General features: G+C 68.5%; 25 protein-coding genes and 3 pseudogenes. 18 read left to right on the top strand and 10 right to left on the bottom strand.

Features of this window, described 5'->3' with window-relative positions; genetic code table 11:
• The 3 genes and pseudogenes from ABR571_RS04325 to ABR571_RS04315 all read left to right on the top strand — a co-directional run.
• A pseudogene (locus tag ABR571_RS04325) lies at positions 1-479 on the top strand (NAD(P)/FAD-dependent oxidoreductase); the annotation flags it as partial.
• Positions 480-507: 28 nt separating this feature from the next.
• On the top strand, positions 508-1,458 hold the full coding sequence (locus ABR571_RS04320) for a D-2-hydroxyacid dehydrogenase family protein (RefSeq protein WP_409451958.1): 951 nt from the start codon (positions 508-510) through the stop codon (positions 1,456-1,458).
• A 20-nt stretch (positions 1,459-1,478) separates the two neighbouring features.
• Positions 1,479-1,949, top strand: a complete 471-nt coding sequence (locus ABR571_RS04315; RefSeq protein WP_409451957.1) for a nitroreductase family deazaflavin-dependent oxidoreductase — start codon at positions 1,479-1,481, stop codon at positions 1,947-1,949.
• On the opposite strand, the gene ABR571_RS04310 is transcribed toward ABR571_RS04315, so the two are convergent.
• Positions 1,918-2,733 (bottom strand): phosphatase PAP2 family protein, encoded by an 816-nt coding sequence (locus tag ABR571_RS04310; RefSeq protein WP_409451956.1) that lies wholly within the window; start codon positions 2,731-2,733, stop codon positions 1,918-1,920. The two genes, ABR571_RS04315 and ABR571_RS04310, sit on opposite strands and share 32 nt — an antisense overlap.
• A 58-nt stretch (positions 2,734-2,791) precedes the next feature.
• On the opposite strand from ABR571_RS04310, the gene ABR571_RS04305 reads away from it, so the two are divergent.
• Positions 2,792-3,856, top strand: a complete 1,065-nt coding sequence (locus ABR571_RS04305; protein ID WP_409451955.1) for a prenyltransferase — start codon at positions 2,792-2,794, stop codon at positions 3,854-3,856.
• Here the strand turns inward: ABR571_RS04305 and ABR571_RS04300 are convergent.
• Entirely contained in the window at positions 3,843-5,090 is a 1,248-nt protein-coding gene (locus ABR571_RS04300; protein WP_409451954.1) for a cytochrome P450, read from the bottom strand. The genes ABR571_RS04305 and ABR571_RS04300 overlap by 14 nt on opposite strands.
• A 54-nt stretch (positions 5,091-5,144) precedes the next feature.
• Between ABR571_RS04300 and ABR571_RS04295 the strand changes: the two genes are divergently transcribed.
• Positions 5,145-5,777, top strand: coding sequence for a TetR/AcrR family transcriptional regulator (locus ABR571_RS04295; protein WP_409451953.1), 633 nt, complete (start codon positions 5,145-5,147; stop codon positions 5,775-5,777).
• A 24-nt stretch (positions 5,778-5,801) separates the two neighbouring features.
• Here the strand turns inward: ABR571_RS04295 and ABR571_RS04290 are convergent, their stop codons facing one another.
• Positions 5,802-6,263, bottom strand: a complete 462-nt coding sequence (locus ABR571_RS04290; protein WP_409451952.1) for a GreA/GreB family elongation factor — start codon at positions 6,261-6,263, stop codon at positions 5,802-5,804.
• 190 nt (positions 6,264-6,453) lie between these two features.
• On the opposite strand from ABR571_RS04290, the gene ABR571_RS04285 reads away from it, so the two are divergent.
• The 8 genes and pseudogenes from ABR571_RS04285 (at position 6,454) to ABR571_RS04250 (ending at position 12,810) form a co-directional block, all read left to right on the top strand.
• On the top strand, positions 6,454-7,035 hold the full coding sequence (locus ABR571_RS04285) for a TetR/AcrR family transcriptional regulator (protein WP_409451951.1): 582 nt from the start codon (positions 6,454-6,456) through the stop codon (positions 7,033-7,035).
• Positions 7,032-8,225 carry a cytochrome P450 gene (locus tag ABR571_RS04280; protein WP_409451950.1) on the top strand — a complete coding sequence of 398 codons (1,194 nt, stop codon included), beginning with the start codon at positions 7,032-7,034 and terminating at the stop codon, positions 8,223-8,225. Before ABR571_RS04285 ends, ABR571_RS04280 begins: the two co-directional genes overlap by 4 nt.
• The gene (locus ABR571_RS04275) at positions 8,222-9,679 is read left to right on the top strand and encodes an aldehyde dehydrogenase (protein ID WP_409451949.1); all 1,458 of its coding nucleotides are present in this window, start codon (positions 8,222-8,224) and stop codon (positions 9,677-9,679) included. The genes ABR571_RS04280 and ABR571_RS04275 overlap by 4 nt, the downstream gene beginning before the upstream one ends.
• Positions 9,676-10,518 carry an NAD(P)-dependent oxidoreductase gene (locus ABR571_RS04270; protein ID WP_409451948.1) on the top strand — a complete coding sequence of 281 codons (843 nt, stop codon included), beginning with the start codon at positions 9,676-9,678 and terminating at the stop codon, positions 10,516-10,518. The genes ABR571_RS04275 and ABR571_RS04270 overlap by 4 nt, the downstream gene beginning before the upstream one ends.
• Entirely contained in the window at positions 10,515-10,880 is a 366-nt protein-coding gene (locus ABR571_RS04265) for a carboxymuconolactone decarboxylase family protein (protein WP_409451947.1), read from the top strand. Before ABR571_RS04270 ends, ABR571_RS04265 begins: the two co-directional genes overlap by 4 nt.
• The gene (locus ABR571_RS04260; RefSeq protein ID WP_409451946.1) at positions 10,873-12,069 is read left to right on the top strand and encodes a cytochrome P450; all 1,197 of its coding nucleotides are present in this window, start codon (positions 10,873-10,875) and stop codon (positions 12,067-12,069) included. The genes ABR571_RS04265 and ABR571_RS04260 overlap by 8 nt, the downstream gene beginning before the upstream one ends.
• A gap of 242 nt (positions 12,070-12,311) precedes the next feature.
• Positions 12,312-12,407: pseudogene (locus ABR571_RS04255) on the top strand (SAM-dependent methyltransferase); the annotation flags it as partial.
• A gap of 79 nt (positions 12,408-12,486) precedes the next feature.
• Positions 12,487-12,810 (top strand): methyltransferase domain-containing protein, encoded by a 324-nt coding sequence (locus ABR571_RS04250; RefSeq protein ID WP_409451945.1) that lies wholly within the window; start codon positions 12,487-12,489, stop codon positions 12,808-12,810.
• Positions 12,811-12,991: 181 nt separating this feature from the next.
• Here ABR571_RS04250 and ABR571_RS04245 read toward each other — a convergent pair whose 3' ends face one another.
• The 3 genes and pseudogenes from ABR571_RS04245 to ABR571_RS04235 form a co-directional block, all read right to left on the bottom strand.
• Entirely contained in the window at positions 12,992-13,705 is a 714-nt protein-coding gene (locus ABR571_RS04245; protein ID WP_409451944.1) for a permease prefix domain 1-containing protein, read from the bottom strand.
• Positions 13,702-13,974: a PadR family transcriptional regulator gene (locus ABR571_RS04240; RefSeq protein WP_409451960.1), complete on the bottom strand. Its 273-nt coding sequence runs from the start codon at positions 13,972-13,974 to the stop codon at positions 13,702-13,704. Before ABR571_RS04240 ends, ABR571_RS04245 begins: the two co-directional genes overlap by 4 nt.
• 82 nt (positions 13,975-14,056) lie before the next feature.
• Positions 14,057-14,628, bottom strand: a pseudogene (locus tag ABR571_RS04235) (PP2C family protein-serine/threonine phosphatase).
• A 796-nt stretch (positions 14,629-15,424) separates the two neighbouring features.
• Here ABR571_RS04235 and ABR571_RS04230 point away from each other — a divergent pair.
• Together ABR571_RS04230 and ABR571_RS04225 are read left to right on the top strand one after the other, a co-directional pair.
• Positions 15,425-16,234 (top strand): DUF1206 domain-containing protein, encoded by an 810-nt coding sequence (locus ABR571_RS04230; RefSeq protein ID WP_409451943.1) that lies wholly within the window; start codon positions 15,425-15,427, stop codon positions 16,232-16,234.
• A gap of 58 nt (positions 16,235-16,292) precedes the next feature.
• Positions 16,293-16,718, top strand: coding sequence for a cupin domain-containing protein (locus ABR571_RS04225; RefSeq protein WP_409451959.1), 426 nt, complete (start codon positions 16,293-16,295; stop codon positions 16,716-16,718).
• Positions 16,719-16,789: 71 nt separating this feature from the next.
• Here ABR571_RS04225 and ABR571_RS04220 read toward each other — a convergent pair whose 3' ends face one another.
• Positions 16,790-18,196 carry a DHA2 family efflux MFS transporter permease subunit gene (locus tag ABR571_RS04220; RefSeq protein WP_409451942.1) on the bottom strand — a complete coding sequence of 469 codons (1,407 nt, stop codon included), beginning with the start codon at positions 18,194-18,196 and terminating at the stop codon, positions 16,790-16,792.
• A 137-nt stretch (positions 18,197-18,333) separates the two neighbouring features.
• Between ABR571_RS04220 and ABR571_RS04215 the strand changes: the two genes are divergently transcribed.
• On the top strand, positions 18,334-18,876 hold the full coding sequence (locus tag ABR571_RS04215; protein WP_409451941.1) for a TetR/AcrR family transcriptional regulator: 543 nt from the start codon (positions 18,334-18,336) through the stop codon (positions 18,874-18,876).
• A 40-nt stretch (positions 18,877-18,916) separates the two neighbouring features.
• Here the strand turns inward: ABR571_RS04215 and ABR571_RS04210 are convergent, their stop codons facing one another.
• On the bottom strand, positions 18,917-19,843 hold the full coding sequence (locus tag ABR571_RS04210) for an NADP-dependent oxidoreductase (protein WP_409451940.1): 927 nt from the start codon (positions 19,841-19,843) through the stop codon (positions 18,917-18,919).
• Between the two features lie 39 nt (positions 19,844-19,882).
• A complete protein-coding gene (locus tag ABR571_RS04205) occupies positions 19,883-20,626 on the bottom strand; it encodes a class I SAM-dependent methyltransferase (RefSeq protein ID WP_409451939.1) in 744 nt (247 codons plus the stop codon).
• A 68-nt stretch (positions 20,627-20,694) separates the two neighbouring features.
• Between ABR571_RS04205 and smpB the strand changes: the two genes are divergently transcribed.
• Positions 20,695-21,168 carry an SsrA-binding protein SmpB gene (gene smpB / locus ABR571_RS04200; RefSeq protein WP_409451938.1) on the top strand — a complete coding sequence of 158 codons (474 nt, stop codon included), beginning with the start codon at positions 20,695-20,697 and terminating at the stop codon, positions 21,166-21,168.
• Positions 21,169-21,174: 6 nt separating this feature from the next.
• On the opposite strand, the gene ABR571_RS04195 is transcribed toward smpB, so the two are convergent.
• Positions 21,175-22,686 carry an MFS transporter gene (locus ABR571_RS04195; RefSeq protein ID WP_409451937.1) on the bottom strand — a complete coding sequence of 504 codons (1,512 nt, stop codon included), beginning with the start codon at positions 22,684-22,686 and terminating at the stop codon, positions 21,175-21,177.
• 149 nt (positions 22,687-22,835) lie between these two features.
• On the opposite strand from ABR571_RS04195, the gene ABR571_RS04190 reads away from it, so the two are divergent.
• Positions 22,836-23,756, top strand: a complete 921-nt coding sequence (locus ABR571_RS04190) for a methylenetetrahydrofolate reductase (RefSeq protein ID WP_409451936.1) — start codon at positions 22,836-22,838, stop codon at positions 23,754-23,756.
• The last annotated feature ends 1,207 nt before the right edge of the window (positions 23,757-24,963 follow it).

Genomic DNA, 24,963 nt, shown 5'->3' with positions numbered 1-24,963 from the left:
CCCTCGTCCTCGCGACCGGATTCGACATCTGGACGACGAACTTCCCGGCGATCGAGATCATCGGGCGGGACGGACGCAACCTGGGCAAGTGGTGGCGGGAGAACCGGTTCCAGGCCTACGAGGGCGTGGCCGTCCCGTACTTCCCGAACTACATCACGCTGTCGAGCCCCTACTCCTACAGCGGGCTGTCCTACTTCACGACCATCGAGTCGCAGATGCGCCACCTCAAGCGGCTCTTCGGTGAGCTGCGCCGCCGCGGCGCCACGACCTTCGAGGTCTCCGAGCAGGCCAACGCCGAGTTCCTCGACCGGATGCGCAGCCGGCTCGGCGACTCGGTCTTCAATCTCGGCTCGTGTTCCTCCGCGCGCAGTTACTACTTCAATCAGCACGGCGAGGCGGCGATCCTGCGGCCGACGTCGACGATCAACGCCTTCCGCGAAGCCGACCGCTTCCCGCTCGAGGACTACGCCTACGCCTGACGCACGAGCGCCCCATAGCATCGGCGCCATGCCCACCCTGACGATCCTCGACGACTACCAGTCGGTCGCCCTCGCCAGCGCCGACTGGTCCGCGGTGGCGGCTCGCTACGCGATCGAGGTCCGCTCGGCCCACACCGACGACCGGACGGAGCTGCTCGAGTGGCTGCGCGACAGCGAAGTCGTGGTTGCGATGCGCGAGCGCACGCCGTTCCCGGCCGCGCTGCTGGCGGAGTTGCCGCAGCTTCGGCTGCTCGTCACCACCGGGATGAAGAACGCGGCGATCGATCTTGCCGCGGCCGCGGCACAGGGAGTCACCGTCTGCGGCACGACGGGCACGGGCAGTTCGGTGCCCGAGGTGACGATCGGGATGATCATCGCGCTCACCCGAAACTTCGTTCAGGAGGACGCCGCCGTGCGCGCGGGCGGCTGGCAGCACACGATCGGTCCCGGATTGTCGGGCCTCACTCTCGGCGTCGTCGGGTTGGGGCACCTGGGCATCCCGGTGGCCGAACTGGCGCAGGCGTTCGGGATGTCGGTCCTCGCGTGGTCGCCGAACCTCACGCAGGAACGGGCCGACCCGCACGGCGTACGCGCGGTCGGCAAGCGCGAATTGTTCGCCGAGGCCGACGTCATCACGGTGCACATGCCGTTGTCGGACGCGAGCCGCGGCCTGATCGGTGCCGCTGAGTTCGCGGCGATGAAACCGACGGCCTACCTGGTCAACACCTCACGCGGACCGATCGTCGACGAACCCGCGCTGATCGAGGCGCTGGGCGCCCGGCGGATCGCCGGTGCGGCCCTGGACGTCTACGACATCGAGCCCTTGCCGCTCGACCATCCATTGCGCTCGATGCCCAACACGTTGCTGCTGCCGCACATCGGCTACGTCACCACCGACAACTACCGCACGTGGTTCGCGCAGGTCGTCGAGGACATCCTGGCGTGGACGGACGGGCAGCCGGTGCGCGTCCTCGCCTGAGGAGTTCCTACGATCAGCCGATGGGGATTTTGACACCGCTCGCCGTGCGGATCGGTGGGATCTCCTGGCTGCCCCGCCTGCTCCCGCAGATCCTGTGGGCCGACACCCGGCTGCAGCGACTCACCCGCGGCCGCTTCGGGTTGCTCGACGTCGCCGGCCTGCCCAGCCTGACAATGACCGTCCGGGGTCGGCGCAGCGGCATCGCGCGTAGCACCCCGCTGCTGTGCGTCCCCTACGGCGAGACGTTCTTGGTCGCCGGCTCGTACTTCGGCGGCCCGAAGGAGCCGATGTGGGTCGGCAACCTCGAAGCCGCGATGGCCGGCCAACTACGGCATAAGGGCCGGACGGCGGACTTCACCGCCCGCCGGATCGAGGGGGAGGAGCGGGACGAGTTGTGGCCGGGGATGGTGCACACCTGGCCGAACTTCGCCAAGTACGAGCAGCGGACGCGCCGCACGATCAAGGTGTTCCAGCTGATTCCGGTGTCCTGACGTCCACGTACGCACCGTGCCCGGACATCGCCCACTGGACGGCGAAGCCGAGGCCGACGAGCGCGGCGCCGCCCACGGCGTCGAGGATGAAGTGGTTCGCGGTGCCGACGATCACAGCGAGCGTGGCCAGCGGGTAGAGCAGACCGACGATCCGCACCGCGACATGCCGGGCAGCCGCGAAGATCGACAGCCCGCACCAGATCGCCCACGCCATGTGCAGGCTGGGCATCGCCGCGAACTGATTCGAGTGCTTGGCGATGTCGGGATCGGCGAGCGATCCCCACGTGTGGAACTTCAACGCGGTGTCGACATAACCCAAGCCGGGTAGCAGTCGGGGCGGCGCGGTCGGATAGAGGTAGAAGCCGAGCAGCCCGATCAAGGTGGTGGCGACGATGACGGTGCGGGCGCCGCGGTACAGGTGGGCGCGGCGACTGAAGAGCCAGACCAGAACAACCGGCGTCACGATGAAGTGCATGGTGGCGTAGTAGTAGTCCATCGTCTGCGCCAGCCACTCGTGCGCGGCGACGAAGCGGTTGAAGGAGGGCTCCCAGCTCAGCCCGAGCTTCTGTTGCAGATGCTGGATCGCCAGGCCGTGCCGGTGGGCGAGGGCGGCCTCGGCGGGGATCGCCCGGCAGCCGAGCGTGTAGAGCCAGTAGCCGAACGCGACGATGGCGATCTCCTGCCACCACACGGGCCGGCGCCACAGCAGCATGCGGTGCGGCAGCAAGCCGGGAAACCGTCGACGGTCCGATTGGACCGACGAGCGCTCCAACGTCCCCGTCATCGCTTCATCATTCCACCGATGCGCTGCTTTTCCGGCGCGTGCGCCTACCCTCGGCAGGGTGACCCAGCCGCTCGATCGCAGCGCCGGCGAAGTGCCCGTTGTCACCGTTCCGGACAATCCGACGCTCCATGAGCGGTTCAACGGCTGGCTCTATGCCGTGGTGACGACGAATCCGCCGCGTGGCCATGTGGACGGGCTCACCAAGGCCCTCGTCCTGACCCGCGCCGCCGTCCTGCCGATGACGCTGGTCGCCGGTCTCCTGGCCGGTCTGCTGGCAGTGCGCCAGCCGGGGTTCTCCACCGGGTACTTCCTGCTCGCGCTGCTGGGCATCGTCCTCGCCCATGTGGCCAACAACGTGATGAACGACCTCTTCGACTCCGACGTCGGGCAGGACACGGCGAGCTATCCGCGCGCGCAGTACGCCCCGCATCCAATCCTGTCGGGCTTGACGACGCGGCGGCAGCTGGCCGCCATCGCGCTCGCCATCAACCTCGCCGACCTGGCGATCATGATCGTGCTGGCCGCCGCCCGTGGGCCGTGGGTGCTCGCGTTCGGCATCGGCGGATTCCTGCTCAGTGCGGCCTACACCGCGCCGCCCTTACGGCTGAAGAAACGCGGCCTCGGCGAACTGGACGTGTTCATCACGTGGGGGCCGTTGATGGTGGGCGGCACGTACTTCTCGGCCACCGGCCACCTGCCATGGGAGGTCTGGGCGGCGGGCCTGCCCTACGCGCTGCTGTGCACGGCCGTGCTCATGGGCAAGCACACCGACAAGATCCCGTTCGATGCGCCGCTGCGGATCCGCACGGTTCCGGTGCTCCTCGGCCGGGTGCGAGCCCTGGCCGTCACCCGCGGGCTGATCGCCGGCTACTACGTTCTGTTGGTGGCCGCCGTGGCCGCCCAGTGCCTGCCCTGGCCCGCGCTGCTCGGCCTCGTGTCGATCCCGGCCGCGCGACAGGTCTGGGGCCCGCTGACCAAGGCGGCACCGGAGACCAAGCCGCGCGGCTTCCCCGTCTGGCCGCTCTGGTACGCAGCCTGGGCCTTCCTACACACGCGCAACGCCGGCGGCCTGTTGGTCGCCGGGGTCGCGCTGGCCGCGATCTTCGACGTCACGGCTTTCTGAATCCGGCCGGTTCGACCCCGGTCGCGGGCAGGCTGATCCATCCACGAGTGAACGACGAGTGCAGCCGACGTCCGGCCGGCACGTCGACCCCGACATGCGGCTGTCGGGCGTACAGCTCCTCGAACGCGACTCGGGCCTGCAGCCGGGCGAAGTGCGAGCCGATGCAGAAGTGCGCGCCGCTCGAGAACGCCAGATGCCGTTTGATGTCGCGGGTCAGGTCGAGGCGGTCCGCGTCGGCGCCGAACTCCCGCTCGTCCCGGTTCCCCGACCCGTACAGCATGAGCACCTTGACGCCCTCGGGGATCTTGACGTCACGCACGGTCACCGGGGCCGTGGTCATCCGCGCCAAGCCCTGCACGGAGGACTCGAGGCGGAGGAACTCGACGAGCGCGTTCGGGATCAGGGCGGGATCGGCGGCCAGCCGCTCGCGCGCGGCATGGTCCTGATCGAGCAGCATCACGCCGTGGGAGATGAGGTTTCCGGTGGTGTCGTTACCGCCGGCCACCATGACGAAGCAGAAGCCGAGGATGTCCCAGTCGGTCAGCCGCTCGCCGTTGATGTCCGCCGCAACCAGCGCACCGAGCAGATCGTCACGCGGTTCGGCCCGGCGCGCGGCGACGACATCGCTGAAGTACGCATACATCTCGGCGACCGAGGCGACCGCATCGCCGACGCCGTTGACGGCGAATCCGGCGTTCTGCAACCTGGTCAGGCCGGCCACCCAGGGATCGAGGCGGGAACGGTCGGAGTCCGGAATGCCGAGCAGCGAGCCGAGGACGAAGGTCGGCACGGGGGACGAGAAGTCCCGGTGCAGGTCGACGGGCTCACCGTCGGCGGCTCTGCGCTCCATCTCGGCTATCCGGCCACGGACGAACTCGCGCAGCTCGCCCTCCAGGCGCGCGGCGCGTTTCGGCGTGAACGCCGAGCCGATCAGCGCGCGCAGGCCGGTGTGCACCGGCGGGTCGAGCATGACCAGCGTCGGGGCCAGGCCGAGCGCGCTGCGCTCGTTGCGGAACGTGATGCCCTGCGCCGAGGAGAAGAGGTCGGCTCGACGGACCGCGGCCCAGATGTCCTCGAACCGGGACAGCACGTAGAAGTCGCCGTCGCCGTATCGGCCGGTGTGCAGGTGAACGGGGTCGGAATCGCGTAATTCCCGGTATGCGGCGTACGGATCCTCGAGAGCTGCTGGGTCGTACGGGTCGTACCGGAGCGGAGCGGAAGGGGCGCCCCCCATACATTCTCCTTAGATTCCTACGTAATGACCAACGTTACTAACTATGCTTTTACTATGGCTGTGGATGCAAGTGGGACGCGGGCCAAGCTCATCGCCGCGGGTGAGCGGCTCTTCGCCGTGAACGGGATCCATGGGGCGCAGATGCGCGACATCGTGCGTGCGGCGGGGCAGGCGAACGACTCGGCCGTGCACTATCACTTCGGCTCACGCGACGGTCTGCTAAGCGCGATCTGCCAATGGCACATCGACGCGATGGAGCCCGCGCGCGTGCGGCGCCTCGCTGCGCAGGAGAGCCAGCCCGATCTGGCCACGGTGATCGCCGACATGGTGCAGCCGACCGCTGACCGGCTGCAGACACAAGAGGGTCGCTACTTCCTGCGGATCACCGCGCAGCTGGCCGGGCACGCCGGCGTGCGCAGCGGGTCGGTCCCGCCGCCCATCGTCAGCCGCGCACTGCGCGCGCAGCTCGAGCAGGTCCACCGCATCTGTGCAGAGTCCATGCCGGCGGAACTGGCCGGGGAACGCATCGCGGTCATGATCGGGGCGCTGACGGCTGCGCTCGCCGACCGAGCCGTGCGGATCGAAGAAGGCGGACCATTCGTGCTCGACGAGTCGGCCTTCGTGGCCAACCTCAACGCCATGCTGGTCGCCGCGCTGTTGGCGCCGGTCCCCGCGCTGCGGAGCTGACCGGCGTCGCCAACGTCGAAACGGTCACGCCACGGCGAGCAGAGTGGCCTGCAACGTGCGGCCCGGGCGGGCGGCGTAGGACAGCGTCGCGCCGACGCGGGCACCCTGCAGGACCTTGCCGAGCGGGCTGCTCGGAGTGATCACGTCCACTCCGGCGCCGGCCTCTTCGACGGTGCCGAGCAGATACGTCTCCGGCCCGTCGCCGAGATCAACCGTGACCACTTTGCCGATCGCGACAGTGCCTTCCTCGACCTCGGGGCGCTTGGTCCCCAACTCGGTTTCGGCGAGTTCGGCTTCCACGGCGGCGATGCGCTGGTCGAGCATCGCCAGGCGGACGTGGCCGTCGACGTTGGTGGCCCGGTCGGCGTCGTCGCCGACGCCCACCGGTGCGATCTCGGCGAGAATGTCGTGCCGGTCGGCGCGCAGGGCGGCGAGTCGCGCAGTGAGGACCTCGTGGCGGTTGTCGGGCGTCAGGACTGCGGACATCTTCTTCTCCTCGGGCGCGCGTCGATCTCGGTTCGCATAGAACCTGCGGTCGGGCGAAGATATGCCCGCTGCAGAACGCGAATTCACGACGTTCAGCCGGCTCATACCGTCGTCAGCGCGCCCTCGGGTTCCGCATCGAGGTCGAGGCGGGGATAGCGGCACGCGCGTGACTGGACTACTGTCTGGACCCGTGTCCAGTTCCGAGCCGACGCAGGCCACCCGCCGCGAACTCAACACGCGCCAAGCGGGCACCGTCGAACGGGTCCTTGCCGCTGCGCGCGACGAGTTACGTGAGGTCGGCTTCGACGAGCTGACAGTGCGCAGCGTGGCGCATCGCGCCGGAGTCGCCCCCGCGACCGCCTACACGTACTTCTCGTCCAAGAACCATCTCGTCGCCGAGATCTTCTGGCGGCGGCTCAATCAGCGTCCCCGGCTCGAGGAGACGTTGACGACGCCGCTCGCCCGCGTCGTCGAAGTGTTCAACGATCTCGCGGACTTCCTCGCGTCGGAGAAAGAGCTTGCCGCCGCCACGACGTCGGCGATGCTGGCTCCGGAACCGGACGTCCGGCAGTTGCGCCTGCTCATCGGGAACGAGATCAACGCCCGGATAGCGACCGCGCTGGGCGACCGAGCGCGCGCCGATGTGCTCGACGCCCTGACCATCGCCTGGTCGGGAGCGATGTTGCAGGTCGGTCTGGGTCACGCGGAGTACGCGACACTCGGTGTCCGGATGGCGCGCTTCGCCAAACTTGTCGTCGGGGGGCGCAGGTGACTGCGACGCTTCGCTACAACCCGTACGACTACAAGGTGCAGGCTGACCCGTACCCGGTGTACGCCGACCTACGCGCGAACGCGCCGCTGTATCACAACGTGGAGCTCGACTTCTGGGCGCTTTCGCGCCACGTCGACGTCGCTGCCGCGCTGCGCGACGAGGCGACGTACTCCAACTGCATGGGCGTGTCACTCGACCCGGCCGCGTGGGGGCCGAACGCGAAATACGCCATGTCCTTCCTCGCTATGGATCCGCCGGAGCAGACGCGGTTGCGGGCGCTGGTCTCGCGGGGCTTCACGCCGCGACGCATACAACAGCTCGAGCCGCAGATCCGGGCCTTGGCCTGCGAGTACCTGGATGCGATGGCCGACGGCGACACCGTCGACTTCATCGACGAGTTCGCCGGCAAACTGCCGATGGACGTCATCTCGACGATGATGGGAGTGCCCAAGGCCGACCGGGCGGAGCTGCGCCGCCTGGCCGACCTGCTCATCCATCGCCCGCCCGGCGCGCGCGACGTACCCCAGGCGGGGATCGACGCCGCCATGGCGCTGTTCGCCTACTTCACCGACGTGCTGGCCGACCGGCGCAAGCACCCGGGCGACGACCTCATCTCCGCGCTCGCGGCGGCCGACGCCGACGGCGATCACCTGGCCGACTCCGAGATCCTCGCTTTCGCCTTCCTGATGATCGTCGCCGGCAACGAGACGACGACCAAGCTGCTCGGCAACTGCGTGTACTGGGCCGATCGCCATCCTGATCAGCTGGCCCTCGTGCAGGCCGACGAGTCGCGGGTGCCGGGCTGGGTCAACGAGACGCTGCGCTTCGACAGCTCGACGCACGTGCTGGCCCGCTACCTGCTCAAGGACGTCGCCCTGCACGGTCAGGTGGCCCCGGCCGGTGCGCAGCTCGTCCTGCTGCTCGCGTCGGCCAACCGCGACGCGGCCGTCTTCCCCGACCCCGAGCGTTACGACATCGACCGAGACACCTCAGCACTCATCAGTTTCGGCGCGGGACGGCACTATTGCCTGGGCGCCAACCTGGCTCGGCTGGAGGCGAACATTGCGCTGTCCGAACTCCTGGCCCGCGCCGGCCGGATCGACGTGGACGACGGCGCCGGGATCGAGCGGGTGCACTCCATCAACGTCAGCGGGTTCGCCCACCTGCCCGTGCGGATCACCCGCAAGTGACGGCGCCGGCGCAGCTTCTCATCGACGGCAAGCTGGCGGCCGCGTCCGGCGGCGCGACCTACCCGATCGTCACCCCGGCGACCGAAGAGGTCATCGGCGCGGCGCCGGCGGCCACCGCCGGCGACGTCGGGGCCGCCGTCGCCGCGGCTCGCCGGGCCTTCGACGAGACGGCGTGGTCGACGGATGTGGGTTTCCGGATCGAGTGCCTGCGCCAGCTGCACCGCGCCCTCGTCGACCACGGGCCGGCCATGCGCGCGCTGACCACCGCCGAAGCCGGCGCGCCGGCGCGCCTGACGACCGGGCCGCAGTACGACCTGCCGGTCGAGTCGCTGGCATGGGTGACCGACCTCGCGGCGGGCTACGAATGGGAACGCGAGCTGGGCCCGGCGGCGCCGATGGGCATTCCGACGACGCGCCACGTCCATCGTGAGGCGGTCGGCGTGGTGGCCGCGATCACGCCGTGGAACTTCCCGAACCAGATCAACCTGGCGAAGATCGGTCCGGCGCTGGCGGCCGGAAACACGGTGGTACTCAAGCCGGCGCCCGACACTCCCTGGATCGCCGCGGAACTCGGCCGCCTGGCGGCCGAGCACACCGATCTACCGGCCGGGGTCTTCAACGTGATCACCTCACCGGAGCACGTGGCCGGCGCGATGCTCACGAGCGATCCGCGCGTCGACCTCGTCTCGTTCACCGGCTCGACGGCAACCGGCCGCGCGGTGATGGCGAGCGCGGCCGGGACCCTCAAACGGGTGTTCCTGGAGCTCGGCGGCAAGTCGGCGGCCGTGGTCCTCGACGACGGCGACCTCGGCGCCGGGGCGGGGCTCGCCGCGTACAGCGTGTGCGTGCACGCCGGCCAGGGCTGCGCGCTGACGACCCGCCTGATCGTGCCGCGGGCCCGCTACGACGAGGCGGTCGCGGTCGCCGCCCGCACCATGCAGCACATCAAGGTCGGTGACCCGACCGATCCGGCGACGGTGTGCGGGCCTCTGATCAATTCCGTCCAGCGCGACCGGGTGGAGGGCTACCTGGCGTTGGCCCGGGCCGAGGGCGGCCGGTTCGCAGTCGGCGGGACGCGCCCCGACTTCGACCGGGGGTTCTGGGCCGCACCGACGGTCGTCGCCGGGCTCGACAACGATGCCCGGACGTCGCGCGAAGAGATCTTCGGCCCGGTGCTCGTCGTCCTGGCCCACGACGGTGACGACGACGCCGTCCGGATCGCCAACGACTCGCCCTACGGACTGTCCGGCGCCGTGACATCCGCCGATCCGGAGCGCGCCCGCGCCGTGGCCAAGCGAATCCGCACCGGGACGCTGAGTGTGAACGGTGGTGTGTGGTTCGCGCCGGACGCGCCGTTCGGGGGTTACAAGCAGTCGGGCCTCGGGCGCGAGATGGGCGTGGCCGGCCTGGAGGAGTACCTGGAAACCAAGCTGATCGCGGAGGCCGCGCGATGACGCGCACCGCGCCCACCTGTTGCGGGTTCATCGGGCTCGGCCAGATCGGCGCGCCGATGGCCCGCCGGCTGACGGACGGGCCGTTGTGCGTCTACGACGTGTCCGCGGCGGCCACCGCCGGCCTCGCCGACCTGGACGCCGAGGTGGCCGGCTCGGTGGGCGAACTGGCCGAGCAGTGCGCCCACATCTCGGTGATGGTGCGCGACGACGAGCAGGTCCGCGCGGTCGTCCTCGAGATACTGGCTGCCGCGTCGCCGGGAACGGTGGTGTCGGTCCACTCGACGGTCGACCCCGGCACGCCACGCGTCCTAACCGATCTCGCCGAGCCGCATCGCGTCCACATCCTCGACGCACCGGTCAGCGGAGGAGCGCTCGGCGCGAAGGACGGGCGGCTGGCGATCATGGTCGGCGGGTCGGCCGACGCGTTCGCCCTCGGTCGTCCCCTGCTCGAGCGGATGGCCGACCTGGTCGTGCACGTCGGCCCGATCGGAGCCGGCACCGCGGCCAAGCTCGCACGCAACCTGCTGCACTTCGTCGCCTTCGCCGCCGCCACCGAGGCGCTCGCGCTGGCCGACGCGGCTGGCCTCGACCTGCCGACACTCGGCAAGATCGTCCGGCACACCGACGCCATCACCGGGGGCGCCGGAGCGATCATGTGGCGGGACCGCAGCGGTCCGCTGGCGCCGGACGACCCGTGGTTCAAGATCTTCGACCACGTGCGATCGCTCGGCGAGAAGGACCTGGCGTTCGCGGTCGAACTCGGCGACCAGTTGGGCGTCGACACGCCATTGGCGGATCTCGCCCTCACCCGCCTCGGACCCGGACTGGGAGTCGCATGATGCCGGAGATCCCGCCTGGCCTGGCCAAGATGAACGAGGTGTACGGCTGGGAGTCCGGCGACTTCCCCGGCGACTTCTTCGCCGTCACCCGCGACCACCTCTTCGGCGAGATCTGGACGCGCGCCGGGCTGACGACCGAGCAACGCCGCCTGTTGCTCATCGGTGCCCTTGCGGCCACCGGCAAGCACGACATCCTCGACATCCAGCTCGACTCCGCCTACCGCCTGGGCGAGCTCGACGACGCGGCCCTCCGCGAGATCGTCATCTTTCTCGCGCACTACTGCGGCTGGCCGACGGCGGCCACTCTCAACGGACAGGTCGAGAAGCTGATCGCCAAGCACCGGAAGGACACCAATGACTGAGACCCTGACCGTCGACCTGATGAGCGGGGACTTCTACGCCGACGACCCGCACGCCGCGTGGGCCTGGATGCGGCGCCACGAACCCGTCTATCACGACGAGGCCAACGGCATCTGGGGGGTCACCCGCTACGCCGACGTCCGCGCGCTCAGCCTCGACCCGGCGACCTTCTCCAACGCGGAGGGTGTCCGGCCCAAGTTCTACGCGATGCCGATGATGATCGAGACCGATCCGCCCATCCACACGCGGCGCCGCAAGCTGGTGAGCGCGGGCTTCACACCCCGGCGTGTCGCCGGGCTCACCAACCACATCGGCGCCGTGTGCGACGAGGTGTTGGACGCGGTGTGCGAGCGAGGCGCCTGCGACTTCGTCCACGACATCGCCGCCCAACTGCCGCTGATCATGATCGGTGACCTGCTCGGCGTCGCCCCCGAGGTCCGCCCCGATCTATTGCGGTGGTCCGACGACATGCTCCGCAGCCAGGGTCAGCCCGATGAGGAGTCGATGGCGGCGGCGTCCACCGCATTCATCGAGTACTCCGAATACCTGATCCCGGTGATCGCCGAGCGACGGGCGAGCGGCCGCACCGACGACCTGATCGGCATCCTGACCAATGCCGAGATCGACGGTGACCGGTTGACCGAGGACGACCTCATCTTCGAGACGCTCCTCATCCTGATCGGCGGCGACGAGACGACGCGGCACGTGCTCAGCGGCGGCATGCTCGCCTTGCAGGAGCATCCCGCTCAACTCGCCGCGCTGCAGGCCCACGCCGGCCGCATCCCGCGGGCAGTGGAGGAGATGCTGCGCTGGGTGAGCCCGATCCAAGACATGGTCCGCACCACGACCCGGAAGGTCACCGTGGGCGACGTCGAGCTCGACGAGGGCTCGCAGCTGATGCTGTTCTATCCCTCGGCTAACCGTGACGAAGAGGTCTTCGACGTCCCCGACGCCTTCGACATCGACCGCAACCCCAACCCCCATCTCGCGTTCGGTCTCGGAAGCCATTTCTGCCTCGGTAACCAACTGGCCCGGCTCGAGCTCAGCGTGATGTTCGAGCGGCTGTTCGCCCGCCTGCCCGATCTGCGTCTTGTCCCGGACGCCCCACGCCCCCGACGGCCCTCGAACTTCGTCGCTGGCTTGGAGTCGCTGCCCGTCGAGTTCACCCCGAGCGCTCCGGTCGGAGGCTAGCCGATCTGGTGGCGACGGAGCCATCTTGTGCAGATACGCGGGCAGTTGTCGGCGTGTCTGCACAAGATCGCCGGATCTCCGCCGCGGCCCGGATCGTCGCCAGGTCTCTCACGACCTGACGTCAAGACGAACCGGGCGCACTGGACGAGTTGGCTGCGGAGTACGCCCGCGCTGCGCGACCGCTGTGGGCTCAGCCCGAGCCGACGTGGGGGATCGGCAACGCGCCGAAATCGCAGGTTCGGATGCTGCCCGACGATGTGGCGCGTGCTGATGTCCTCGAGTTGGGCTGCGGCACGGGTTATGTGTCGTCGTGGGTGGCTCGTGCCGGTGGCAACGCTGTCGGGCGGGACAACTCGGCGCAGCAGTTGGCGACGGCGCGCCGGATGCAGGACGAGTTCGGGCTGTGGTTCCCCGCTGGTGCAGGCCGACGGCGAGCACATCCCGTTCGCCAGCGCCCGCTTCGACCTGATCATCAGCGAGTACGGCGCGTCCATCTGGTGCGATCCCTACCGATGGGTGGCCGAGGCAGCGCGGGTGCTGCGCCCCAACGGCCGGCTCGTGTTCTCGTGCAATTCCCTGCTTCTCATGCTGTGCGTGCCGGACACGGGGGTGGCGACTGGTCGGCTGTTGCGCCCGCAGGCCGGGTTGCACCGCATGAGCTGGGAATCCGACGCAGGCGTTGAATTCCACCTGGGTCACGGAGTGGATCAGGCTGCTCCGGGGATCGGGGTTCACGGGTGAAGACGTGGTCGAGTTGTACGTCGCCGAAGGCGTCGCGCCCGGCGGCGAATACGTAACGGCGGACTGGGCGAGCCGGTGGCCGGTCGAGGAGGTGTGGTTCGCCCGACGCGAATGAGCCGAGGCGTTCTCTTCGCCGGCGGCTGTGGCACCCCTTGGCCTTCGATCCCGACCCGCACGCGAGCTAGCGTGATGGCAGCAGGGCGCGGGTCGCGCGGGCACTGAACGCAATGGCGGCAGCGAGCGATACCAGAGCGCCGCTGAGGAAGAAACCCACCCCGCTGCTGCCGCCACCGGTGACGGCCTGGTCGATCGATGCGCCGGTGAGCCCGACCGCCGCTGCGGTGAACGCCGCTGCGCCCAGTGCGTCGACAAGACCGCGCGGCAGGACGACCGCAGGTTGGCGGTCACGGGCGAACAGCGCGTATCCGACGAGAAGGAGCAGGCCCACTGCGCCGGCGAGGGCCCGCAGCACGACGGCGTCGTGCGCGATCTCTCCCACGTCGGGCCGGCCGGTGCCCAGGATCGTTGCGCCGCCGACGAACCGCTGACCGAACAGGGCGCTCATCAGCGCGACGACGCCTCCGCTGATGCCGACGGCTACCAGTCCCCACCCGCCGAGCAGGATCGCGGCCCGCACCGTCTCGAGGACCAGCGTCGCGAAGGAGCGCCGCGACGTTGCCTGGGCAACGTCGGCGGCGGCCCCGAACCGCCGCACTGCCTCACGCTCGGCCTCGATCCGGGGCGTGCCCGCCTTCTCCACTTCCGCGGCGGCAGCGGCGAGGTGATCGCTCGCCTCGTCCAGCAGCCGCCGGGTCGTCCGCGGATCCGCGTGCGTGCGGCGTAGCAACTCGTCGAGGTAGTCCTCGATCGGCGTCGCGCTCGGCCGGCCCGTCATGTCAGCACCGCTTGCATGTGCGTCACGAACTCCTGCCAATCACGCCGTTGCGCGGCGAACTCCTTGCGGCCCAGGGCGGTCAGTTCGTAGGTCCGACGCCGGCGGCCCTGCGCGAGTTCGGTCCAGCTGGCGACTCGGCCGGCCGCCTCCAGCCTGTGGAGCGCCGGGTAGATGGTGCCCTCCGCGAGATCGAACTCGCCTTGGCTGCGCTCTCTCAGCGCCGCGATGATCGCGTAGCCGTGGGCCGGTCCGCGGCGCAAAACCCCCATCAGCATCAGATCGAGACTGCCCTTCAAATGTGCACTGCTCATACCTCGGCAGCCTAGGCATAGACCTTCTAGGTGTCCAGTCTCAACCGGCTGCGCCGGCCCAGTGGATGTACAGCATGCTGGCGTCGTCGCGGAGCCCCGCGTCCGCCGTGTGCTCGATCGTGGTGCGCACGAGTCGGCGGACGACTTCTTGCGGGGAGTCGCCCGCAACGTGTTCGCGGGCGAGAAGGTCGCGCAGCCGTTCCGCACCGAAGAAATCTCCGGTCGGAGTTCGGGCCTCGATGACGCCGTCGGTGTACAGGAGTACCCGTCACCGGGCTCGAGATCGACCGCGACGATGTCACCCACGACGGAGCCGTACGTACCCAGCCCGAGCGGCAGCCCCGGCGCGGGGGACGCCGCGGTCAGGATGGAACCGCGGCGGACGATCAACGGGTGCGGGTGCCCGCAGGCCATCCAGCGCAAGTGGCCGGTGGAGACGTCGAGGCGGGCCAGGACGGCGGTCGCGAAGATGCCAGTGTCGGGGAAGGTGAGTGCCGCAGCGTTGATGGCGCCCGCGAGCTCCGGCAGGTCCATGCCGGCTCTGCGGGCGTGCCGGTAGGCGCCGACCACCAGCGCGGCCAGCACGGCGCTGCGCAAACCGTGACCGACCATGTCGAACATCGCGAAGTCCAACAGTCCGGCGTTGTATGCGTAGTCGAAGCAGTCCCCACCCACTTCATATGCCGGTTCCAGCAAACCGGCCACCGAAGCTCCGCCGGCGCTGAACGACAGCGGGGGAAGCAGCGCCCACTGCATCTCCGCCGCAAGGTCCATCCGGTGGCGACGCCGCAGCAGGTGCGGTAGATCGGTGTACTGCGCGCTGGCCAACAGCAGCGGCGCGGCCGCAAGTCCGAGCTCGACGCACCACGTCTCGATCTGCGGGTCCCACGTCGGCAACGTCATCGCCAGGACACCGAGCCGGTCGGCTCGCTCGCTGACCGGGACCCAGACGTGCCAGCCGTCCTCCCGCTCGACCGCCAAGGGGGATTGGGACGTGAATGCCCGGCCCGCCATCGAGCCGTCCAGCGACGCGACCTCGGGACCTTCGCCGTGCACGAGCACATCAGGGTGCGGGGTCAGCTCGAGGAGTGCGTAGTCGATCAGGAACAGGACGACGTCCCGTCCACCCATCCCGACGATTGCCTGCGCGATCGTCTCGACGAATTCGTCAGGAGCGGCGGACTGGTGAGCACGCAGCAGCCTTGCGATCGGTTGCCCGGCCAACCCCTCCACCATGGCTCCGTCCGTGACCCTCGTGCGCGGGCAGCGGCTCGCCAGCAGCGGAAGCCTATCGTCGCTTCATCTCGTCGATGACATCTCACGGCCCTGTCGGTGTGAAGCTGACTTAAAAGTGGGAATGATATGAGGCACATCGGCCCGCATTCCCTAAGAGAGCAGGCGCGTTCCCGTGACCGGTATCGCCACTTCGTCCCGACGTGTCGCTGAAGGCCAGGGAGCCTCGGCCGCAGGCCGCATCGGTCTGGCGGCGCGCGGCTTCGTGTATCTCGTCATCGGGTGGCTGGCGATCAAGATCGCGCGCGGTCACCGCGCCCAGGAGGCCAATCAGCGCGGCGCCCTCGCCGACATCGCGCGGCACTCGTTCGGAATGGCGTTGCTGTGGATCCTGGGTTTCGGCTTCGCCGCCTACGCGCTGTGGCGCTTCAGCGAAGCGGCGTTCGGCACGGCGGCCGACGGGAAGAAGACGGGGGCCCGACTGAAGTCGCTGGCTCGCGGGGCGATCTATGCCGGATTGTGCGTGAGCACGTTCCTGTTCATCGCCGGCACCCACAGGCAGAACCAGTCCAAGCAGCAAGCCACGCTGACCGCGCGGCTCCTGCGGCACAGTTTCGGTCAGTGGCTGGTGGGGCTGGCCGGCGTCGTCGTCCTGATCGTTGGGCTGGGCATGATCGCGAACGGGTTGCGGCGAAAGTTCGAGAAGAACTTGAAGATGCACGAACTGCATGGAACGACCCGCACTGTCGTCGTGTACGCCGGGATGATAGGAACGATCGCTCGGGGCATCGTGTTTGCGATCGCCGGCGCGCTGGTCATCGACGCCGCCGTCACCTTCGACCCGAAGAAGTCCCGAGGCCTGGATGGAGCCTTGCGAACACTGGCGGGTCAGCCGTACGGGCCGTGGCTGCTCGGGCTCGTGGCAGCTGGGCTGATCGTGTTCGGCCTCTACGGCTTCGCCCTCTCCCGCTGGGGCAAGACCTGAACAGGCTGGTCGGCGGCCTCGCGTTCGCGATGTTGCTGATCGGCGCGTTGATGACAGAATCTCTGCTGTGACGGATGGATTTCACCCACCGCTTCGCCACGTGCGCGCGGGCCAGTTGAGCACGGATACGGCTCAGTCCGGTGACATGCAGAGGTTCGCCGCCATCAGCGGCAAGACCGTCGGCTCAGAGAAACTCTGGATGGGTCAGACCCACGTCCAGTCTGGGGCACGTTCCGCGGATCACCATCACGGCGAGGCCGAGACCGCTATCTACGTGCTCAGCGGGAACCCGGAGTTCGTCTTCCTCGATCCGGAGTCGGGCGACGAGACGCGCATCGTGGCCGGCCCGGGTGACTACGTCTTCGTGCCTGCATACACGCCACACCGCGAGGAGAACAACGATTCGCAGAACGAGGCTGTGGTGGTCCTTGCGCGAAGCACGCAGGAGGCGATCGTGGTCAACCTCCCCTCCTTGCGTTCATAGCACCGTCGCGACGAACACCGACACCGGTTGGCCGGCCGCTCCGATTGGAGCCTCCGGGGCGCCGGCACGGGTTACCCGGTGGCCAAGCGTCTATGTGCCAGCAGCGTGACACCGCTGGCCAACGCGAGCGCAGCCAGCACGGTGGCCGCGCCGTACCCGGCCTGGAGCGCCGAGTCGAAGCCGCTACTGCGGTGCCCGGCGTAGACGGAGGCGACGACCGCGAGTCCGACCGCTCCGCCGAGCTGCTGCATGGTCTGCAGCAGGCCCGACGCCGCTCCGGTGTGCTCGGGCTCGACGCCGTTGAGGGCGAGGACGGTGATCGGCATGAAGCTGGCGCCCATGCCCAGGCCCATCAGCAATAGGGACGGGAAGACGCCGCTCTCGTAGGTGGTGGAGGAGTCGACGCCGAGCAGTAACCCCATCGCGATCAACACGCTCGCAGCACCGGCGGCGATGAGCGGAGCCGGTCCGACTCGAACGACCAGACGGGGGGCCAGGCGCGACATCGTGAAGACGCCGATCGGGACGGGCAGGAACGCCACGCCTGATCGCAGTGGGCTGTAGTCGAACTGGTGCGCGAGCAGCTGCACGGTGAGGAAGAAGGTCGCGAGCATCCCGCCGTAGACGGCGGCCATCGAGATGAGCCCGGCGATCCGCTGACGGCTTCGGAGCAGGGCGGGGCGCAGCAGCGGGTGCGGGTGGCGACGCTCGGTGACCGCCAACACCGCCAGCAGGGCGCCGCCCAGGACGAAGCCGCCGATGGTGCGCGCACTGCCCCATCCGTGCTCGGGTGCGTTGATGACCGTCCACACGATGCTCACCGCGGCCGCGGTCGCGGACGCCGCGCCGATGAAGTCGAATCGACCGTGGCGGCGGGCGGTCTCGGTGACCAGCCCGGGCACGAGCAGCAGAACTGTCAAACCGATCGGTACGTTGACGAACATCGTCCAGCGCCAGGACACCAGATCGGTAAGTGCGCCGCCGAGCATCAGGCCGAGGGCGGCGCCTGCGGACGAGATCACCGCAAACGCCGCGAGGGCCCGGTTGCGGGCCGCCTCGTTCGGCGCATTGGTCGCGATCAGGGCCAGCACGGAGGGAGCCGACAGCGCTGCGCCGACACCTTGCACGGCCCGCGATGTGACCAGCTCCCAGGGCGCTTGGGCGAGTCCGCCGGCCAAGGAGGCGAGCGTAAAAAGGCTCAGGCCGGTCATGAACACACGGCGCCGGCCAAGCACGTCTCCCAGCCGTCCGCCGAGCAGCAACATGCCTCCGAAGGCGAGGCTGTATGCGTTGAGCACCCACGACAGGGACGCCGACCCGAAATGCAGGTCCGAGGCGATGTGCGGCAGTGCGACGTTCACGATCGTGGCATCGAGCACGAGCATCAGTTGACCGATGAGGACGACCCACATCCCGATCGCCGGATTGCGGCGGGCGGACCCCGTGGAACCGGGTCGGGTGAGCAGCGTTGAAGACATCGAGCGAGTCCTGTTCTGACCTGCGTGCGTTCGGCCGCAAGTCGACGTAGACTATGTGGAGAGATTCTCCGTTTCGAGAACTACGATACGGAGACTGTCTCCGCTTAGCAAGCCATTTACCGACCAGGAGGCCGACCGTGCGGGCGGACGCGGCACGCAATCGCGACAAGATCGTCGAGGCCGCGCGCGTCGCCTTCCGCACTCGGGGCTACGACGCGCCGCTGGACGACATCGCCAAGGCCGCTGGCGTCGGGGCGGGAACCCTGTACCGGCACTTTCCCACGCGCGAGTCCCTGGTCGATGCGGTGATGCAGGCATGGGTCGCCCAGGTCAACGACACCGTCGGGAAGGTGCGCGCCGAGGGCGGCACGCCGCGTGAACTTCTGCTGCGCTGGTTCGAGAACTACGTCCAGCTGATCTCGGTGCACAAGGGCGGACCGGCCAAGATCACGTCGGCGATGGAGGACGAGACCTCGCCGATACAAACGAAGTGTCAGGCGCTGCGCGCGGCCAACGCCCAGATCATCGAAGAGCTCGGAGACGGTCTTCGCCCGGGGGTCGACTCACTGCAATTCGCCCGGCTCGTGGGCGGCATCGCCAGCGTTGTCGACCAGGGCAACCTGCCCGCCGCATCGGTAGGGCCGATGCTGGAGGTCGTCGTCGACGGCCTGCTCGCCTGATCCGTGGGCGACTCACGGCACAGGGGGCCCGAGAAGTAGCTCAATCCGCCGCCCGTGCCCCGCGGATGATTGTTTTCCCGTTGCGCCGCTCGGTCGGATTGAGGGCAACGACGGCATCGTCGAGGGCTGCGATGGTGCCGATGTTCGTCCGCAGCCGACCGTCGCGCACCCGCTGGACAATCTCACCCAGTTGACGGCGATCGGACTCGACAACGAAGTCGATCACCAGGCCGAACGCGGGCCGCGCCGCGGCCGGCCCGACAACCGACACCAGCGCTCCTCCGGCTCGAATCAGGCCTGCGGACCGGTCCTGGATGTCTCCGCCGATGACATCGAAGACGAGATCGACGCCGCCGACGTCTTCGAGGGCGTCGTTGTCGAGGTCCAGGAACTCGTGTGCGCCGAAGTCGAGCACCTTCTGACGGTCGGCCGCGCGTCCGGTGCCGATGACGTGCGCACCGAGCTCACGCGCGAGTTGCGTCACCATCGTCCCGACTGCGCCCGCGGCGCCGTGTGCAAGGACGCTCTGCCCGGCCTTGAGACGGCCGTGGTCGAACAGCCCCTGCCACGCGGTCAGACCCGAGATCGGCAGGCTCGCGCCGACGGTGAAGTCGACGTCGCCCGGCAGCGGCGCGAGGTTGCGCGTCTCGACGGCCACATACTCGGCCAAGGTGCCGTCACGATGCCAGTCCGCGAGGCCGAAAACGCGCTGTCCGACTGACAGTCCCGTCGTGCCGTAGCCGAGTGCGGTGACCACTCCCGCCAGCTCGTGCCCGGGGATGGACGGTGTTCGGTCACGGCCGGAGCGATCGGTCCAGGTCGAGGGCCATTCCATCTCGGTGGGGACGAACCCCGCCGCATGAACCTCAACGATGACGTCGTTGATGGCTGCTGACGGTTCGGCGCGCTCCACCAGCGTCATCCCGGCGGTTCCGGCAGCCTGGTCGGTGACCACGATCGCTTTCATCTTGGAACACCTCTCTGTGCTGGCCGCTGACCGCCGTCGTCAGCTGCGGCTGGTTGTCGCGCTGGTGCGGCGACGGCCGACCCAGTGAACCCCGGTTGTCGAGATCTCGCCTGCGGCGATCGCGGCCCGCTCGCTCTCCTGGCTGATCTCGGGGACGTCGGCGAACAGCGAAGGGACGTCCTCCCGCAGGACGGTGTCGAAACGGCCGGCGAGGGCGGATTCAACCTGGCGCCAACGGTGCAGGCCATGCTCGTGCGCCCACCGGTCGCGGTATTCGGACCAGGGGAGGCCGCTCGCCTGCCAGCTGTCGCGGCGTTCGCCGGCCCAGCCGGAATTCGCCTCGCCGGGTACCCGGTCGAACAGCCATCGCGCCGTTTGCTCGTCGATGTGCTCCCACGCCCATTCCACGATCACGAGCACCGCGTCGGAGCTGAGCATCCGATCGATTCGTTCGACGGCTGCGTCGAGGTCCGCCAGATGGTGCAGCGCCTGGACCGACACGACCGCGCTGATGCTCGATGGCGGTTCATAGCTCTCGAACGGCATCTGCCGATAGGCGGAGCCTTCTGGCGCGCGGGGGTCCACACCGATCGCCTCATAGCCGGCGGCCAGCGCAGCCGGCACGATGCCGCCCGCGGTGCCGCAGCCGATCTCGAGAACACGCGCGGGCGCGGGCGGTAGTGCACTCGAAATGAACGACCACTCCGACGCGAGCCAGTGTTGACGGGTCTTGGAGTCGGCGTCGGTGTGCTGGTGAGAGTGGCGAGCGTGCGGGTCGGGCATCACGTCCTCGATTGTTTCAAGCCACGTACGGTGATTGCGCAAGTCCTCCCGGCTGTGACACTCATGGCGTGAAAGAGCGCGGACGGCTTCCGGTCGCCACCAACCGCAAGGCGCGCCACCTCTATGTCGTGTTGGACACCGTGGAGGCCGGCATCGTGCTGGTCGGCAACGAAGTCAAGAGCCTCCGGCTGCGCCGGGCATCTCTGGGCGATGCGTTCGCCACCGTCGAGGACCACGAAATGTGGCTGCACAACCTCCACATCGCCGAGTACGCGTTCGGCACGTGGACGAACCACGCCGTGCGGCGCAAGCGAAAGCTGCTGTTGCACCGGGCTGAAATCCTGAAGTGGGAACAGATGGTTCGTGAGAGCGGATTGTCGATGGTGCCCCTGGCGCTGTACTTCAGCGATGGGCGCGCCACGGTCGAACTCGCCCTCGTCCGCGGGAAGAAGACCTGGGATCGGCGGCACGACCTTGCCGAGCGCGATGCACGGCGCGACATCGAGCGGGCGTTGTCCGACCACATCAAGCGACGCCGCTGAGAACGCCTAATCGATCTGAACGCGCAGCTCCGCGTCCACCGGCAGCGTCGCGCCCTGCGGCAACGGCGCAGCTTCGACCAGCGGCGAACGGGTTTGCGCCGCCACGTGCTCCAGCAGCGTCAGCACCAGCACGCCGCCAATGACGAGCAGGCCGGCACCGAAACGATAGGACAGGACGTAGCCGTCGGTGAGTGCCAGACCCCGCGAGGTTCCGTGCGCCACTTGCGTCGCGGCGTGGCGCAATCCGAGTGTCACCAGCACCGACAATCCGAGGGCGCCGCCTATCTGCTGCATCGCGCTTTGCACGCCCGAAGCCAGGGACGAATCCTGCTCGGTGACCTCGTGCAGGCCGGCGTTGCCGATCGCGGGGAAGGTGAGGCCTGCGCCGAGGCCCAGGACAACCATTCCCGGGAAAATGTGCGACCAGTACTGGGCGTCGACTGAGACGGCGCTGGTCAGCGCCAAGCCGCCGGCGCAGATGAAGAATCCGGCGGCAAGTAGCGGTTTGACGCCGATCTTGGGCATCAGGGCCGTGCCGATCCCGATGCCCGCACCGATCGTCAGTCCGAACGGCAGGTACGAAAGCCCACTGCGGATCGCTGAATAGTGCAGGATCTGCTGCTCGAACAGCGTGAGCAGGAAGAAGTAGCTGAAGAAGGCTGACGAGAAGAACAGAGTGACGAAGTTGGTGACCACCCTGGTGCGGTTCTTGAAGAAGTTCAGCGGGATGAGCGGGGATGCCGAGACCATTTCGATCCGGACGGTGACCGCAAGCAGAGTCAGACCGCCCAGGAGCGGGAGCAGGACGTGCCAGGAGCCCCACGGGTGACTGGCGGCCTGAAGTAAGCCATCGACGACGGCGACGAGTCCCGCAGTTCCGGTGACAGCCCCGGCGTAGTCGGGCCGGTGGGCATCGCGGACCATCCGGCTCTCCGAGACCAGTCGCGGCACGGCCAGCAGCGCGAACGCAGCTACCGGCAGGTTGACGAAGAAGATCCAACGCCACGAGACGTAGTTGACGAGCAGTCCCGAGATCACCGTGCCCGACGTGCCGCCCAACCCGGCGATGCCACCCCAGAGGCCGAGCGCCTTGACTCGCTCGAGCGGATCCGGGAACAGCAGGGCGATCAAGCCCAGCGACGCCGGAGCCGCGAATGCCTCACCGGCCCCCTGCAGGAACCGCGACACGACCAGCATCGCGGGATCAACCGCGGCACCGCAGGTCGCGGAGGCGATCGCGAAGATGCCGACACCGAGCAGGAAGACCCGCCGACGACCGAGAATGTCGGCCAGCCGACCACCCAACAGCAACAGGCCGCCGGCCATCAAGACATAGCCGTTGACGACCCAAGCCAGACCGGACTGCGTGAAGTGAAGGTCGTCCTGGATACGCGGCAACGCCACGTTCACCACCGTGATGTCGAGCACGAGCATGAACTGGATCAGCCCGAGAACCCCGAGCGCCTTCCACCGTCGCGGATCAGCCTCAGTGACCGCGATCGGACCGTCGTGACTCATTGTCGGGATCCCTCCGTTGCCGCTCTTGTACCGCCCTACTGATACGACGGTCGAGCGGAACGTATATCGACACTCCGACATCGATATCCCGCTCGTGCTCCGGATGAGCGCTCGAGTGACTTGGTCTGGTGAGCGGTTACGTTGCCCACATGAGTTTGATCGACCGCATCGCCGACGGGTCGGGCGAGTTCCTTCTGTTCGCGCTGACACCGCCGCGTTCGTCCAGCACCGGCGACCGCGCGCAAGAGATCGCCGACGCCACTCTCGCTCGCCTCCTGCCCCTGGACCTGGATGGGTTGATCCTCTACGACATCGCTGATGAAGCCGCGCGCAATCCGGCGCAGCGCCCGTTCCCCTTCATGCCAACGATGGACCCGGCGGCCTTTCTCGCCGACAACCTGGCCAGTTGGCGGGCTCCTGTCGTCGTCTATCGCGCGGTCGGCAAGTACTCAACCGCCGAGCTGGGCGCGTGGTGCGAGGGCCAAGATCCGTCGCGGGTGATGGCGGTGCTCGTCGGAGCCGCGAGCAGGGACAGCCGGCCGAAGACGTCATTGAAGCAGGCTCAGGCATTGATCCGCGAGGCGAACCCGGCCTTGCTGCTTGGAGGTGTCGCGATACCCGAGCGTCACGCCCAGCGGGGCGACGAAATCGTCCGACTACTGGCGAAGCAAGACGGCGGAACCCGCTTCTTCGTGACTCAGGTCGTGTACGACACCAACGCGGCGAAGAATCTCGTCTCCGACTACCACTACGCCTGCGTCGAGCGGGCAACCGTCGCCGCGCCCGTCGTGTTCACATTCTCGGTGTGCGGATCGATCCGCACGCTCGAGTTCCTGAACTGGCTCGGCGTTGGCGTGCCCCGCTGGATCGAGAACGACTTGAGACACGCCACGGACACACTCGAGGCGTCTTACCAGTTGGCGCTCGCCAACGCCGTCGACCTCATCGCCTATTGCCGAGCTCTCGGTGTTCCGTTCGGCATCAACGTCGAAAGCGTGTCCAGTCGCCGGGTGGAGATCGAGGCGGCAGTGAGGCTGGCGGAACGACTCGGCGTGGAGGTCCGCCGCTGACCCCGTACGTGCCGCAGACAGCGCGCGCTTCTGGCGACGACGTGACCTGAGGGCGGCCTCGGGCGCCGGTGCCGTCAGCAGGACGGCGGTCATGGCGGCCGCGGCGATGACCAGGAAGATCGGGTAGACGAGTGCGGCGACGGACGGGGTGCCGACAGCGGCCAGGCAGAGCACGTTGCCGACGACATCGGCCGACCACGACAGTCGCGACTCGAGGTCGGGCCGACGCCGGGCGTCGCGGAGCGTGGGCCAGAGGGCGACCGTATCGCAGGTGACGGCGCAGATCGCCGCGCCGCCGTCGGTGAGCGGTCCAAGTTGCCACAGCACCACCCCGCCGATTGCTGCGAGGCCAAGGTAGGGATCGAGACCGCGGCCACCGGGCTTGCCGTAGCGCGGGATGAGGCTGAGCCCGAACGTGGCGGCGCAGGCGACGGCGTCCACCGCCGCGGCGTACATCCCGGACCCGGCTCCGCCGGCGTCGGACGACGACACACCTAGGATCCCGACGAGCGCCCAGACACCCCAGGACGTGCGTTGCGGCCGGGTAGCGCCGCGCAGCACGTCGATGGCGTAGTAGACCGCCGAGACGGCGACGATTCCCGCACCAGTCAGGCCCAGCGCTGCGGCCGCGGACATGGATCCTCCCGGTCGGCAGCCCCCGCTGCCTTCGCCGAACAGGAGGCCGGTACCCACGCCGGTAATACGCGACCGGCCACGGCGAGTGCAGGTGGTGCGCGGGCGAAACGACCGATGGCCACGGTGACGATCGGCGATCCATTCCCAGAGTTGAACGGTTCCGCCGAGAGCCCCGTTGGCTGTTCGTCAGACCACGATGTAGACGACTGGAGGCCCCGGAAAAATTTCCGGGGCCTCCAGTGTCAGCTTCGCTACTCAGACGTCGTAGTAGAGCTCGAACTATCTCGTGGTTGGTGGCTGTGCGCGGACAGCGTTGGACCCCAGTAATTCCGGCGTCTCCAGCGTTGGTACATGTCGGTCCCGTTCAGTACCTACCGATCGTCTTGCGGACTAAATGCGGACTGAACAAGATCAACTCGGCGATGTACCGCTGCGCGGCAGACATCCCAGGTTTTTGGATGTCAAGCGGCGGCGGTGTTGTGGGCTGGCCAGGCGGTGTTTTCGTCGTAGAGCGTGCGGGTTTTGAGGCAGCCGTGCAGGATGCCGACGTGGCGGTTGGCGAGTTGTCGTA

The sequence above is a fragment of the Jatrophihabitans sp. genome (assembly GCF_046262535.1).
Classification (GTDB): Bacteria; Actinomycetota; Actinomycetes; order Mycobacteriales; family Jatrophihabitantaceae; genus Jatrophihabitans.
Note: the sequence above shows the minus strand (reverse complement) of the source record. Positions and strands in the feature narration are given on the sequence as shown.

What these genes read in the sequence shown, in the direction of transcription:
- ABR571_RS04315 (WP_409451957.1), top strand. Translation starts at nt 1,479, where the DNA reads ATGGGGATTTTGACACCGCTCGCCGTGCGGATCGGTGGGATCTCCTGG.
- ABR571_RS04240 (WP_409451960.1), bottom strand. Translation starts at nt 13,974, where the DNA reads ATGGGGGTTTTGCGCCGCGGACCGGCCCACGGCTACGCGATCATCGCG.
- ABR571_RS04195 (WP_409451937.1), bottom strand. Translation starts at nt 22,686, where the DNA reads ATGAGTCACGACGGTCCGATCGCGGTCACTGAGGCTGATCCGCGACGG.
- ABR571_RS04295 (WP_409451953.1), top strand. Translation starts at nt 5,145, where the DNA reads ATGGCTGTGGATGCAAGTGGGACGCGGGCCAAGCTCATCGCCGCGGGT.
- ABR571_RS04270 (WP_409451948.1), top strand. Translation starts at nt 9,676, where the DNA reads ATGACGCGCACCGCGCCCACCTGTTGCGGGTTCATCGGGCTCGGCCAG.
- ABR571_RS04310 (WP_409451956.1), bottom strand. Translation starts at nt 2,733, where the DNA reads ATGACGGGGACGTTGGAGCGCTCGTCGGTCCAATCGGACCGTCGACGG.
- ABR571_RS04300 (WP_409451954.1), bottom strand. Translation starts at nt 5,090, where the DNA reads ATGGGGGGCGCCCCTTCCGCTCCGCTCCGGTACGACCCGTACGACCCA.
- ABR571_RS04265 (WP_409451947.1), top strand. Translation starts at nt 10,515, where the DNA reads ATGATGCCGGAGATCCCGCCTGGCCTGGCCAAGATGAACGAGGTGTAC.
- ABR571_RS04220 (WP_409451942.1), bottom strand. Translation starts at nt 18,196, where the DNA reads ATGTCTTCAACGCTGCTCACCCGACCCGGTTCCACGGGGTCCGCCCGC.
- ABR571_RS04205 (WP_409451939.1), bottom strand. Translation starts at nt 20,626, where the DNA reads ATGCCCGACCCGCACGCTCGCCACTCTCACCAGCACACCGACGCCGAC.
- ABR571_RS04260 (WP_409451946.1), top strand. Translation starts at nt 10,873, where the DNA reads ATGACTGAGACCCTGACCGTCGACCTGATGAGCGGGGACTTCTACGCC.
- ABR571_RS04320 (WP_409451958.1), top strand. Translation starts at nt 508, where the DNA reads ATGCCCACCCTGACGATCCTCGACGACTACCAGTCGGTCGCCCTCGCC.
- ABR571_RS04245 (WP_409451944.1), bottom strand. Translation starts at nt 13,705, where the DNA reads ATGACGGGCCGGCCGAGCGCGACGCCGATCGAGGACTACCTCGACGAG.
- ABR571_RS04210 (WP_409451940.1), bottom strand. Translation starts at nt 19,843, where the DNA reads ATGAAAGCGATCGTGGTCACCGACCAGGCTGCCGGAACCGCCGGGATG.
- ABR571_RS04190 (WP_409451936.1), top strand. Translation starts at nt 22,836, where the DNA reads ATGAGTTTGATCGACCGCATCGCCGACGGGTCGGGCGAGTTCCTTCTG.
- ABR571_RS04290 (WP_409451952.1), bottom strand. Translation starts at nt 6,263, where the DNA reads ATGTCCGCAGTCCTGACGCCCGACAACCGCCACGAGGTCCTCACTGCG.